Origin of the sequence: Streptomyces ziwulingensis (assembly GCF_039542605.1) — a bacterium.
Taxonomy (GTDB): Bacteria; Actinomycetota; Actinomycetes; order Streptomycetales; family Streptomycetaceae; genus Streptomyces; species Streptomyces ziwulingensis.
This window is the reverse complement of the sequence record NZ_BAABIG010000058.1, coordinates 18,350-30,555: the sequence shown is the minus strand read 5'-3', so window position 1 is coordinate 30,555 and position 12,206 is coordinate 18,350. Positions and strand designations below refer to the sequence as shown.

General features: G+C 71.3%; 9 protein-coding genes. 3 read left to right on the top strand and 6 right to left on the bottom strand.

What is annotated here, in order from left to right; genetic code table 11:
- Positions 1-5: 5 nt before the first annotated feature.
- The 3 genes from ABEB00_RS26790 to ABEB00_RS26780 are packed head-to-tail and all read right to left on the bottom strand — an operon-like array spanning position 6 to position 2,631.
- The gene (locus ABEB00_RS26790; protein ID WP_345622906.1) at positions 6-1,208 is read right to left on the bottom strand and encodes a thiolase family protein; all 1,203 of its coding nucleotides are present in this window, start codon (positions 1,206-1,208) and stop codon (positions 6-8) included.
- Entirely contained in the window at positions 1,205-1,849 is a 645-nt protein-coding gene (locus ABEB00_RS26785; RefSeq protein WP_345622905.1) for a CoA transferase subunit B, read from the bottom strand. Before ABEB00_RS26785 ends, ABEB00_RS26790 begins: the two co-directional genes overlap by 4 nt.
- A complete protein-coding gene (locus tag ABEB00_RS26780; protein WP_345622904.1) occupies positions 1,849-2,631 on the bottom strand; it encodes a CoA transferase subunit A in 783 nt (260 codons plus the stop codon). The genes ABEB00_RS26785 and ABEB00_RS26780 overlap by 1 nt, the downstream gene beginning before the upstream one ends.
- Positions 2,632-2,841: 210 nt before the next feature.
- On the opposite strand from ABEB00_RS26780, the gene ABEB00_RS26775 reads away from it, so the two are divergent.
- On the top strand, positions 2,842-3,306 hold the full coding sequence (locus ABEB00_RS26775) for a MarR family winged helix-turn-helix transcriptional regulator (protein WP_345622902.1): 465 nt from the start codon (positions 2,842-2,844) through the stop codon (positions 3,304-3,306).
- A gap of 64 nt (positions 3,307-3,370) precedes the next feature.
- On the opposite strand, the gene ABEB00_RS26770 is transcribed toward ABEB00_RS26775, so the two are convergent.
- Positions 3,371-4,441 (bottom strand): DUF3048 domain-containing protein, encoded by a 1,071-nt coding sequence (locus ABEB00_RS26770; RefSeq protein ID WP_345622901.1) that lies wholly within the window; start codon positions 4,439-4,441, stop codon positions 3,371-3,373.
- 201 nt (positions 4,442-4,642) lie between these two features.
- On the opposite strand from ABEB00_RS26770, the gene ABEB00_RS26765 reads away from it, so the two are divergent.
- A complete protein-coding gene (locus ABEB00_RS26765) occupies positions 4,643-5,833 on the top strand; it encodes a zinc-dependent alcohol dehydrogenase (RefSeq protein WP_345622900.1) in 1,191 nt (396 codons plus the stop codon).
- 54 nt (positions 5,834-5,887) lie between these two features.
- Here ABEB00_RS26765 and ABEB00_RS26760 read toward each other — a convergent pair whose 3' ends face one another.
- Positions 5,888-6,982, bottom strand: coding sequence for an ATP-dependent DNA ligase (locus ABEB00_RS26760; RefSeq protein ID WP_345622898.1), 1,095 nt, complete (start codon positions 6,980-6,982; stop codon positions 5,888-5,890).
- Positions 6,983-7,057: 75 nt separating this feature from the next.
- On the opposite strand from ABEB00_RS26760, the gene ligD reads away from it, so the two are divergent.
- On the top strand, positions 7,058-8,077 hold the full coding sequence (gene ligD / locus ABEB00_RS26755; protein WP_345622896.1) for a non-homologous end-joining DNA ligase: 1,020 nt from the start codon (positions 7,058-7,060) through the stop codon (positions 8,075-8,077).
- A gap of 140 nt (positions 8,078-8,217) precedes the next feature.
- Here ligD and ABEB00_RS26750 read toward each other — a convergent pair whose 3' ends face one another.
- Positions 8,218-12,093, bottom strand: coding sequence for a hypothetical protein (locus tag ABEB00_RS26750; RefSeq protein WP_345622968.1), 3,876 nt, complete (start codon positions 12,091-12,093; stop codon positions 8,218-8,220).
- Positions 12,094-12,206 lie beyond the last annotated feature (113 nt).

Sequence of the window (12,206 nt, the reverse complement as noted above, 5' to 3'; positions counted from 1 at the left end):
GGTTCCTATCGTTCGAGGACCAGGGCGAGGCCCTGTCCGACGCCGATGCAGAGGGTGGCGATGCCGGTGCCGGAGCCCTTGCGGGCGAGCTGGTGGGCGACGGTCCCGGCGAGCCGGGCACCGGAGGCACCGAGGGGGTGGCCGAGGGCGATGGCGCCGCCCTGCGGGTTGAGGACCGCCGGGTCGAACTCGGGCCACTCGGCCAGACAGCCGAGGACCTGGGCGGCGAACGCCTCGTTCAGTTCGAGTACGTCGAGGTCGGCGAAGGTCCGGCCGGCCTTGGCGAGCGCGCGGTGCACGGCCTCGACCGGGGCGAGCCCGAAGTACTGCGGGTCGATCGCGCTGACGCCGGTGGCGGAGATCCGGGCGAGCGGCTCGCGGCCGGTGGCCTTCAGTCCCTCCTCGTCGACCAGGAGCAGGGCGGCGGCGCCGTCGTTGAGGGGCGAGGCGTTGCCCGGGGTGACCGTCCCGCCCTCGCGGCGGAAGGACGGCTTGAGCCCCGCCATCGCCTCCGGCGAGGCGCTCGCCCGGACACTCTCGTCGGCGCCGAAGACGACCGGGTCGCCCTTGCGCCGCGGCAGGGTGACGGGGGCGAGTTCGGTCTCGAACAGCCCCTCGGCCTGGGCGCGCGCGGCCTTGCGGTGGCTGCCGAGGGCGTACTCGTCCTGCTGCTCGCGGCTGATCCCGTGCTTGTCCGCGATGAGTTCGGCGGACTCGCCCAGCGCGACGGTCCACTGCGGGTCCATCTCCGGGTTGACCATGCGCCAGCCCAGGGTGGTGGAGTACAGCTCCGCGTGCCCGGCCGGGAACGGCCGGTCGCTCTTGGGCAGGACGTAGGGGGCGCGGGTCATCGACTCCACGCCGCCCGCCAGGGCGATCGAGGCGTCGCCGACGGCGATCGCGCGGGCCGCCTGGATCACCGCCTCCAGTCCGGAGGCGCACAGGCGGTTGACGGTGACGCCCGGCACGGAGGTCGGCAGTCCGGCGAGCAGGGCGGCCATCCGGCCGACGTTGCGGTTCTCCTCGCCGGCGCCGTTGGCGTTGCCGAAGTAGACGTCCTCGATCCGGGCGGGGTCGAGGGCCGGGGTGCGGGCCAGGAGTTCCCGGACGGCGTGCGCGGCCAGGTCGTCCGGGCGGACGCCCGCGAGAGCGCCGTTGTACTTGCCGATCGGCGTGCGCACGGCGTCGACGAGGTAGACGGTCTTCACTTCAGGCCCTCCGCGACGGTCAGGTCGGCATCGGTCTTCGCGGCGATCTCCTCCACGCCCACCCCGGGCGCGGTCTCGACGAGCAGCAGGCCGTGGTCGGTGACGTCCAGGACGCCGAGGTCGGTGATGATCCGGTTCACACACGCCTTGCCGGTCAGCGGCAGCGCGCACTCGGCCAGGATCTTCGGCGAGCCGTCCTTCGCGGTGTGGGTCATCACGACGATGACCGTGCGGGCGCCGTGGACCAAATCCATCGCCCCGCCGATCCCGGTGATCATCTTGCCCGGGATCGCCCAGTTCGCCAGATCCCCGCCGGCCGAGACCTGCATCGCGCCCAGCACCGCGACGTCGATGTGACCGCCCCGGATCATCCCGAAGGAGAGGGCGGAGTCGAAGAAGGAGGCGCCGGGCAGCACCGTCACGGTCTCCTTGCCCGCGTTGATCAGGTCGGGGTCGACCTGGTCCTCGGCCGGATACGGGCCGGTGCCGAGGATGCCGTTCTCGGATTCGAGGGTGACCTCGACGCCTTCGGGGAGGTAGTTGGGGATCAGGGTCGGCAGACCGATGCCGAGATTGACGTACTGCCCGTCCGCCAGCTCCCGCGCCGCCCGCGCCGCCATCTGTTCACGCGTCCAGGCCATCAGGAACCCACCGTGCCTCGTGCCGACGGCGCGGAGACCGTGCGCCGCTCTATCTTCTTCTCGCCGGCCTGCCCGGCGGTGAGGGCCACCACCCGCTGCACGAAGATCCCCGGCAGGTGCACGGCGTCCGGCTCGATCTCGCCGGGCTCGACCAGCTCCTCCACCTCGGCGACGGTCACCCGTCCCGCCGTCGCCGCGAGGGGGTTGAAGTTGCGGGCGGCCTTGTTGAAGACGAGGTTCCCGTGCCGGTCGCCCCTCCAGGCCCGCACCAGCGCGAAGTCGGTGCGGATGCCGCGCTCCAGGACGTACTCGGTGCCGTCGAACTCCCGCACCTCCTTGGGCGGCGACGCCAGCGCCACCCCGCCGGAGCCGTCGTACCGCCAGGGCAGCCCGCCGTCGGCGACCTGGGTCCCCACACCCGCCGGGGTGTAGAACGCCGGTATGCCGGCCCCGCCGGCCCGCAGCCGCTCGGCCAGCGTGCCCTGCGGGATCATCTCCACCTCCAGTTCACCGCCCAGGTACTGGCGGGCGAACTCCTTGTTGGCGCCGATGTACGACCCCGTCACCCGGGCGATCCGCCCGGCGGCGAGCAGCACCGCGAGGCCCGACTCCATCGCCCCGCAGTTGTTCGACACCACCGACAGGCCGGCCACCCCATGCTCGTACAGCGCCTGGATCAGTACGTTCGGCACACCGCTCAGCCCGAAACCGCCGACGGCCAGCGACGCGCCCTCCGGCACGTCCGCCACCGCCTCGGCGGCCGTGGCCACCACCTTGTCCATCCGATAAGCCCCATCTCTTCCAGGCGCCCGAGCATCGAATTAGTCAGGGCACTGAGTATTTCAGCGAGGTGTGCCACACGCTGCCACCGGGAGTCCACGAGCGTCAAGACCCTCGTTGACGAGCACTTTGTGATGTGTGCCGTCACTGACAGGGCTCCGGAACTCCGGGTATCGTTCAGTGCACCAACGAACGTGATCACGGGAGCGCACATGGCCGCGGTGGATCTCACCACCCATCCCGGGCACCTCGCCCGGCGGCTGCAGCAGGCGCACTACCTGCTGTGGAACGCGATGGTCTCCGAGGAGATCACCTCGCCGCAGTTCGCCGTCCTCAACGCGCTGGTCGACCAGCCGGGCCTGGACCAGCGCACGGTGGGGGAGCGGGTGGGGCTCGACCGGTCGACGATCGCCGAGGTGATCACCCGGCTGAGCCGCCGCGGGCTCCTGGACAAGGTCCGGGACCCGCAGGACGGCCGCCGTGCGCTGCTGCGGCCGACGGACGAGGGGCTGCGCACCCACCGCAAGCTGGCCGTGCGCACGGCCAGGATGAACCAGGTGTTCCTCGCGCCGCTCTCCGCCGAGGAGCAGTCGCTCTTCTTCGCTCTCATCCAGCGGGTCTCGGACGCGGCCGAGGGGCTGCGCCACCCGGCCGAGCCGGTGCCGGCCCCCCGCTGACCGGCTCCTCACTGGCCGGACCCTCTTTGGCCGGCCCCTCACTGGCCGGCACCGGGCTCAGGTCTCAGGTCGCCTCCGCGAACACCACCCACACCTGGCCGTCGGCGAACCGCAGCGGCGAGCCGTCCGCCGCGGTGAACGCCGTACCCCGCGTCGCCGCCTCGCGCCGCCAGGCCGCGGCGTGCGTCCGTCCGTCGCGCAGCACCTCCGCGCGGCCGGTGCCGACGGTCTCGACGTAGGGCGTGTGGTTGCCCCGGGAGTCGTGGAAGGAGGACTCGCGCACCTTCACGTACTGCACGACGACGGTCGAGGGCGTCAGCCGCTTGCCGTCGGACGTGACGGCCGGGTCGCCGTCCATGGTGACGAGCCACTTGTCCCGGCTCGGCGACCAGGTGAAGGTGAAGCGGGCCGCCGGGTAGCGGACCGTGTGCGAGGACTGGGCCCGGCCGTCGGCGGGTGCCGCGCCGAAGCGGAACCCGGTCGTCAGGGCCGCCTTGCCGGGCGCCGTGGGCAGCAGCTTGCCGGGACGCGCGTAGAGGTTGTGCGGGGCGGGCCGGGCGCTGTCGCGGACGTAGGCGCCGGCCGCCCCGCCCGGCTGCTCGGCCCGTACCGGCGCCTTGCCGATGAGCGGCAGCAGCTTGCGCTGGGCGCCGGAGAAGGCGAGCGTCGGCCGGTGGAACTGGGCCAGCAGGTCCAGGTCGGACTCCCGGGCGCTGCGCACCGGGCCGACCGACTCCGGCAGCCTGGTCGCGTACACGGCCATCAGCCGGCTCAGCCCGCCCTCGACCGGCTCGACGTAGACGACGTCCGCGGCGTCCAGCCCGGTCTGCGGACGGGCCGCGGGCACGTTGTCGATCTTCACGGCCAAGGGGGACACCGCACGGTTGCCCGCCTCGCCGGTGTCTCCCTTGCCGCCCTTGCCGCCCTGGTCTCCCCGGTCTCCCGTGCCGCCCGTGTCCCCGCCGCCCCCGGCGTCCCGCGTGTCGTGTGTGCCCTGCGCGGTCCGGGGGCCGGGGCCGCGCCCGTCGTCGTCCGGTCCGGTCCGTGCCGTACAGCCCGCCGCCAGCAGCGCCACCGTCGCCGCCGTCAGCAGGGTCCGCGCCGCGGTGCTCCGCGTGCACGGCTCTTGTCGCATTCCGACCACCCGTCCGCCTTCCTCTGTCACTTGGTGTGCGTTTTATGTGCATCCATGGCCATACCCGACTTCTTCTGACTTGGCGCGGACAATGGGCTGATCGGACCAGTGACCGGTCACGGTTCGCGGGTGAGGGGCCGGGTACCCGGGCGCCACAGTGAGGACGAAAAGGGCACGGGTGACACAAGGGAGCGCGAGACCATGAAGGCTGTGACCTGGCAGGGCAAGCGGGACGTGCGGGTCGAGGAGGTGCCCGATCCGAGAATCCAGGAACCCACGGACGCGATCATCCGCGTCACCTCCACCGGACTGTGCGGCTCCGACCTGCATCTGTACGAGGTGCTCACACCGTTCATGACACCCGGCGACATCCTCGGCCACGAACCGATGGGCGTCGTCGAGGAGGTCGGCGCCCAGGTGCCCGGCCTCAAGCCCGGCGACCGGGTCGTGGTGCCGTTCCAGATCGCCTGCGGCCACTGCTACATGTGCGACAACGGGCTGCCGACCCAGTGCGAGACCACCCAGGTCACCGGCGAGGGCATGGGCGCCGCCCTGTTCGGCTACACCCGCCTGTACGGCGCGGTGCCCGGCGGGCAGGCCGAGTACCTCCGGGTCCCGCAGGCCCACTACGGCCCGATCAAGGTGCCCGAGGGTCCGCCGGACGACCGGTTCGTCTACCTCTCCGACGTGCTGCCGACCGCCTGGCAGGCGGTCATGTACGCCGAGGTGCCGCGCGGCGGCAGCGTGGCCGTGCTCGGCCTCGGCCCCATCGGCGACATGGCCTGCCGGGTCGCGCGGGCCAAGGGCGCCGGGCGGGTCTTCGGCGTGGACCTCGTGCCGGAGCGGCTGCGCAGGGCGCGGGAGCGGGGCGTGGAGACCTTCGACCTGCGCGCCTTCGACAACGAGAAGGAACTGGTCGCCGCCATCCAGGAGGAGACCGGCGGCCGCGGCCCGGACGCCGTGATCGACGCCGTCGGCACCGAGGCGCACGGCGGCGCGATCGCCAAGCTGGTCCAGCAGGGCGCCGCACTGCTGCCGCGCAAGCTCAGCGGCCCCATGGCGGAGCGTTTCAGCGTCGACCGGCTCGCCGCCCTGTACACCGCCATCGACCTGGTCCGCCGCGGCGGCACGATCTCCCTCGTCGGCGTCTACGGCGGCATGGCCGACCCGATGCCGTTGCTGACCATGTTCGACAAGCAGATCCAGATGCGGATGGGACAGGCCAACGTACGCCGCTGGAGCGACGACATCCTCACCTATCTGACCGACGAGGACCCGCTCGGTGTGCAGGACTTCGCCACCCACCGGGTGCCGCTCGCCGACGCGCCGCACGCGTACGAGATGTTCCAGAAGAAGCAGGACGGCGCGGTCAAGGTGCTCATGCAGCCCTGACGCGGCGCCGCCGCGCCCGTGGCCCCGACCCGACCCGGCCCGGCCCGGCCCGGCTCAGCCGGCTTGGTTCCGGGGCGGGTTCTGCGGCGGGGCGAAGATCTCCGCCAGGTCGTAGCGGACCGGCTCCTCCAGTTGCGCGTACGTGCAGCTCCGCGGGGTGCGGTCCGGCCGCCAGCGCCGAAAGCGCGCGGTGTGCCGGAACCTCGCCCCGTTCTCCATGTGGTCGTACGCCACCTCCGCCACCCGTTCGGGGCGCAGCGGCACCCAGGACAGGTCCTTCTTGCCCGACCAGCGGCTCGGGGCGCCCGGCAGCCGGGCGCCCTCGTGCGCCGTCCCGTCGCCCCACGCCGCCCACGGATGCCCGGAGACGTCCGCCATCCGCAGCGGCTCCAGCTCCGCCACCAGCTCCGCCCGCCGCTTCATCGTGAAGGCGGCGCAGACCCCGACGTGCTGGAGGACGCCCCGGTCGTCGTGGAGGCCCAGCAGCAGCGAACCGACCACCGGGCCGCTCTTGTGCAGGCGGTAGCCGGCCACCACCACGTCCGCCGTCCGCTCGTGCTTGACCTTGAACATCGCCCGCTCGTCCGGGCGGTAGCGCAGGTCCAGCGGTTTGGCCACGATCCCGTCGAGCCCCGCCCCCTCGTACCGCACGAACCACTGCCGTGCCACCTCGATGTCCGTCGTCGCCGGCGCCACGTGCACCGGCGCGCTCACCCCCTCCAGCGCCCGCAGCAGCAGAGCCCGGCGATCGGACAGCGGTACGTCCAGCAGCGACTGCTCCTCCAGGGCCAGCAGGTCGAAGACGACGAGGGAGGCCGGCGTCCGCTCCGCCAGCGTCCGCACCCGGGAGTCCGCCGGATGGATGCGCTCGCTGAGCGCGTCGAAGTCCAGGTGCCCCTCCCGGGCGACGACGATCTCCCCGTCGACCACGCACCGCCGTGGCAACCGCTCCCGCACCGCCCCCACCAGCTCGGGAAAGTACCTGGTCAGCGGCTTGCCGGTGCGGCTGCCGAACTCCACGTCGGCGCCGTCGCGGAACACGATCGCCCGGAACCCGTCCCACTTCGCCTCGTAACTCATGCCCGGCGGGATCATCGCCACGGACTTGGCGAGCATCGGCTTCACGGGCGGCATCACGGGCAGGTCCATGGAACCGATTCTGACCGTCCCGTACCCGTACCGCCTGATGTGCGAGGTGTGCGCGGTGCGCCTACCGTGGCTGCCATGGGCGAAGCGGTGGAGCTTGAGGTGGCCGGCCGGACCGTGCGGCTGTCCAACCCGGGCAAGATCTTCTTCCCGGAGCGCGGCTACACCAAGCTCGACCTCGCCCGTTACTACCAGGCCGTCGCCCCCGGCCTGCTGCGCGCCCTGCGCGACCGGCCCACCACCCTCCAGCGCTACCCGGACGGCGTCACCGGCGAGTGGTTCTACCAGAAGCGCGCGCCCAAGAGCATGCCCGACTGGATCCCGACGGCGCACATCACCTTCCCCAGCGGACGCAGCGCCGACGAGATGTGCCCCACCGAACCGGCCGCGGCGGTGTGGGCCGCCCAGTACGGCACCCTCACCTTCCACCCCTGGCCGGTGCGGAGCGACGACGTCGACCACCCCGACGAACTCCGCATCGACCTCGACCCGCAGCCCGGCACCGACTACGACGACGCGGTCCGAGCCGCCCACGAACTGCGCGCCGTGCTCGCGGAGTTCGGCGGACTGCGCGGCTGGCCGAAGACCTCCGGCGGCCGGGGTCTGCACGTCTTCGTGCCGATCGAACCGCGCTGGACCTTCACCCAGGTGCGGCGCGCGGCGATCGCGGTCGGGCGGGAGATGGAACGCCGGATGCCCGAGCACGTCACCATCAAGTGGTGGAAGGAGGAGCGCGGCGAGCGCATCTTCCTCGACTACAACCAGACCGCCCGGGACCGCACCATCGCCTCCGCCTACTCGGTGCGCCCCCGCGCCCACGCCCCGGTCTCGGCGCCGCTGCGCTGGGAGGAGGTCGGTGCCGCCCACCCGGCCGACTTCGACCTCGTGACCATGCCCGCGCGCTTCGCCGAACTCGGCGATGTGCACGCGGACATGGACGAGCACGCCTACTCCCTCGAAGCCCTGCTGGAACTGGCCACGAAGGACGAGCACGACCACGGCCTCGGCGATCTGCCGTACCCGCCCGAGTATCCGAAGATGCCGGGGGAGCCCAGACGGGTACAGCCGAGCCGCGCCAGGAAGGACCGGGACCCCTAGGGTCTGATGATCAACGACTCCACCGTTTCCGAGGCGGTCCTGGACGCGCTGAAGGTGCCCCGGGCCGGTTTCGGCCGATTCGTCCTCCGGCTCCGCGAACCCAGCCGTGATCATTCGGCGGACAGGTCCCAGCTAGGGCATCAGGTGGTGGCGCGGAGGGTGTCGCGGAGGCTGGTGGCGGAGTCGGCGAGGGCTCGGAGTTCGAGGGTGCGGGGGTCGGGAGGGGCGGGGGCCCCGAAGAGGAGGAGGCCGATGAGGCGGTCGAGGAGAGCGGCGGCGCGGGTGCGGTCTGCCGGAGGGCCGGTGGGGAGGGTGTCGGCGAGGCCGAGGATCAGCGCGGTGGCTTCGGCCGCGGCATCTCGTTGGCGGGTCCGTTCCGCGGCCGGGTCGGGAGCGCCGGGGACGACCGAGGTCTCGTGGTGGCGCTGGGACAGGCTGGTGAGGGCCTCGGCGAGGTCGAGACCGTGGTCGCCTGGCAGGGCGGCGTAGCCGCGGCGGAGCAGGTCGGCGGCGTGGACGCTGGGGCCGGAATCCGGTGAGCCGAAGGAGGCCACCCCGATCAGGCGGGACAGGAGGGGAGCCATGCGCCTGAGGTCCGATGCGGCTGGCGCGGCCTGGACCAGAGGGCCGAGGAGTGCGAGGGCTTCGGCGGCGGCCTCGCGCTGGCGGGCGAGTTCGGCGGGTGGGTCGGGGTGGCCCGGACGGAAGGCCGCCGAGTGGTGGATGAGTGCCTCGTTCGTCCAGACGGCGGCGATGTCGAGGCGGTGGTCGCCGGGAAGGCGGGCGTACAGGTCCCGGGCCGCGGCCCCTGCCGCGACGGCGTCGGCGCTGTCGGCGGCGCCGAAGGCCAGGTAGCCCAGCAGGCCGGCGATGCGGGAGGCGAGGTCGGGTGCGGGGGGCTGTTCCGCGGCCAGGAACTGGTAGAGCTGCCAGGCGTTCTGGGCTGCGGCCAGTTGGAGCGGGATGTCGGCGGGGTGGGCGGCGCGGGCGATGTCGTGGAATCTTCCGGTGGCGGCGATGAGCCCGGCGCTGTCCAGTTCGGGGGTGTCGAGACGAGCCTGGCGGAATTGGTCCAGGATCTCGTGGGTGAGGGACAGGGCGGCGGCGGTCTGCCCCGTGCGGAGGCGGTCGACAGCCAGGTCCGTGTAAGCGGGCCACAGCCGGCCGTACCAGGCGGAACAGGCCGGTTTGCCGGTCCGCTTGGGGTCGAGCGGGTTCCGGTAGTCGAGGACGAGGGGGGCGTCACAGCCCGGGGTGTGGATCTCCAGCATGCCCGTATGGCCGTCCGAACGCAGGAACTCGCCGCTGACCAGGGGCAGGGTGTCCAAGTCCGGGACGTCGCCGCGTTCGTCTTCGATGCGGGCGCGGTACTTGCTGTCCTGGTGGCTGAACCAGATGCGGAAGCTGGTGCCGTCCGGGGCATGGAACACGTGAGTCGAGCCGTGCTTCAGGACGCTCGGCAGATGGTTGTTGGCCAGCACGATCCGGTTGCGGAAGTCGTCGAAGGTACGGGCCGAGGCCTCGGCGGCGTAGACGAACCCCAGATTGTCCACGGGGGGCAGGCGAGGCTGGTCGGGCCGGGGCGGCGGCGGGAGCGGCGCGGCAGGAGGACGGTAGACGGCCAGGTGGATGCCGAGGTGGGACAGATCGGTGAAGATCCACGGGCCCGGGGCGGTGAAGAAGCCGTCACGAGAGATCCGCAGGTTGAGCAGATCGGCGCCCTCGCCCTTCCACGCGAGATAGAGCAGACCGGCCGCGGAGCCGAGGGCGGGCGGTTCGGTGCTGATATCCGGCAGGATGACCTTGGACGTGAGCCCGTCGATACCGAAGTCGCCGGCGGTGCTGCCGTACAGGACGACGCGGGCGACGTTCAGGTCCTCGTTCCCGGATCCGCGCCAGCCGAGGTGGAGCAGGTCGTCGTGGGTGGTGAGGGCCGGGCCGCGGTCGCTGTACTCGCCGAAAATGTGCTTGCCGTGGAACGTCAGACCGTCGTCGCCCGAGAAAGCGAGGTTGAGGTCCTCGTTGCCGGATCCGCGCCAGCCGAGGAAGAGCCGCCCCAGGCAGGAGACGAGCGCGGGTGCGCCGTCGCTGGTGTCGCCGAGGACGGCCTTCCGCTCGATGCCCTCGATGTCGTACGTACCCGCGGTGCTGCCGATCAGCACGACGCGGGCCACGTTCAGTTGCTGTTCGCCCTCGCCCGTCCAGGCGAGGTACACCCGGCCGTTGTGGGAGGCCAGCGCGGGCGCCATGTCGGAGCTGTCGCCGAGCGTGGTGGCGGCGGAGAACGTGCGCCCGTCGTCGGCGGAGACGGCGAGGTTGAGCTGATTGTTCCCGGCACCCTTCCAGGCCAAGTAGAGCAGGTCGTCCTGGGACGCGATGGCCGGAGCGGTCTCGGTCGTGAACGCGTAGGTGACGACGTCCTGGAGTCCTTCGATGCCGTCGATGCCCATCAGCGTGGTGGTCTGCGCCCTCGCGATGTTGATGTTCTCGTTGCCCGAGCCCTTCCACGCCACGTACAGACGGTCCTTGTGCGTGCACACCGCCGGCCCGTGTGAGCTGGTCTGCCCGATGATCTGCTTCTCCGCCGGACGCAGGTTCGCGCCGGCCATGATGCCGCGGTGGACCCCGATGTTGACCGCGGACATCTTCTCGGCGTACGGGTCCTCGTCGGGGTCGTATCGGTTGACGACATACGGATCGTGCGGCGGATCCGGCCAGGACTCGAACCTGAGCAGGTCGGCGTAGGCGACGTCGGCGCCGGTCGGGATGAGCGTGGTGGCCTGGGCCCTGGCGGTCTGCTCCCAACTGTTGACGCCGATGTTGAACTCGTCGCGCCCGTAGCCGCTGTTGAGGAAATTTCCTCCGGCCGTCAGCAGGAAGGACGGCGAGCGGTAGTAGATTTCCAGGCCGCCGTCGGCGTCGTCGGGTGAGGTGGTGAGGCGAGGACGGCTGCCGTGGAAGAAGCGGTGCAACGAGGGCGGCGTGGTGCGGTCCATCGCGATGAGGTAGGCCGCGGCCGGCGGACGGTAGGAACTCGTCGCCGCGATCAGCGCGGTGTCGGTGAGCGAGGCCGGGAAGCGGGCGGGGTTTCCGGCGGTGTCGATGTACCCGGTGTAGGCGGCGAACATCCCCGTCACCTGGTCGCCGGAGGCGGCGAACAGGTCGTTGCGCTCGTTCGCGGCGTGATTGATCCGGTGCTGCACACGCCGGAAGGGGCTCACGCGGCGCGCACGGTTGCTGGAGACCGCGTATTTGACCATGGTGTAGTCGAGCAACACCTGCGCGGCCGTGCGCATCTGTGCGTCTCGCGCGAACTCGTACAGGTTGAACAACGAGTGCAGCGCGAGACGGGCGTAGGGCCTGGAATTGAATTCCAGGAAGTCGTGCTTGGCGATGCGCTGCAGATATCCCAGGAGCCAGTCGCGCAGCCCGTTCTTCACGTTGTCGTACGCGGGGTAGGGGTTCCTGTCGTGCAAGAGCTGGTTGTTGAGGTACCGGCAGCTCTCGATCATGAGCAGGTGGTTCTCGGTCTCGGGGACGTCGATGTTGAGGAATGTCACCTCGTAGTACTCGATCGACGGGCGGTGGCCGCTCGTCATATGGTAGGGGACCAGCGTGTCGAGGATGAAGTCGTGGTCCTCGGGACCGAACAGGCCGGGGTAGCGGCAGACGGCCGTCATCAGGCCCTTGAGCGCGATGTCGTAATCGCGTTTCGTGCCGACCTCGCCGTCTCCGGCATTCCAGTGATGCAGCACCTTGGGGATGAGGGTGCGACTGGCCTCGGCTCCGGGGGCGGCGAACGCCGGGTCCGCAGCCGCGGCGTGCAGGTGCGCGATGAGCGCGGTGGCGGCGTCCTCGCTGAACTCCCTGCCGCCCGGGTCGTCGAACTCGCCGAGAGGGTGCGTGTAGGCGTAGTGGCGAGCGATCCCCAGAGCCCGTTCCTCATGGCTGGCGTAGGCCGCCTCCGGGGTTCCGTTGAGCGCCGGGGCGTCGAGGTAGGAGTCAGGGATGGGCATGGTCGCGTCACCTCGGCGGCATGAGTTCTGACTTTCTGCTCTTTGCTGTGACTCAACACCAATGCGGCAATTTCCGTCAAGGAGGGGAATTTCGAACGTGTTGACGGCATTTC

Coding starts and splice junctions, on each gene's coding strand:
- ABEB00_RS26785 (WP_345622905.1), bottom strand. CDS start 1,849: ATGGCCTGGACGCGTGAACAGATGGCGGCGCGGGCGGCGCGGGAGCTG.
- ABEB00_RS26780 (WP_345622904.1), bottom strand. CDS start 2,631: ATGGACAAGGTGGTGGCCACGGCCGCCGAGGCGGTGGCGGACGTGCCG.
- ABEB00_RS26775 (WP_345622902.1), top strand. CDS start 2,842: ATGGCCGCGGTGGATCTCACCACCCATCCCGGGCACCTCGCCCGGCGG.
- ABEB00_RS26770 (WP_345622901.1), bottom strand. CDS start 4,441: ATGCGACAAGAGCCGTGCACGCGGAGCACCGCGGCGCGGACCCTGCTG.
- ABEB00_RS26765 (WP_345622900.1), top strand. CDS start 4,643: ATGAAGGCTGTGACCTGGCAGGGCAAGCGGGACGTGCGGGTCGAGGAG.
- ABEB00_RS26760 (WP_345622898.1), bottom strand. CDS start 6,982: ATGGACCTGCCCGTGATGCCGCCCGTGAAGCCGATGCTCGCCAAGTCC.
- ligD (WP_345622896.1), top strand. CDS start 7,058: ATGGGCGAAGCGGTGGAGCTTGAGGTGGCCGGCCGGACCGTGCGGCTG.
- ABEB00_RS26750 (WP_345622968.1), bottom strand. CDS start 12,093: ATGCCCATCCCTGACTCCTACCTCGACGCCCCGGCGCTCAACGGAACC.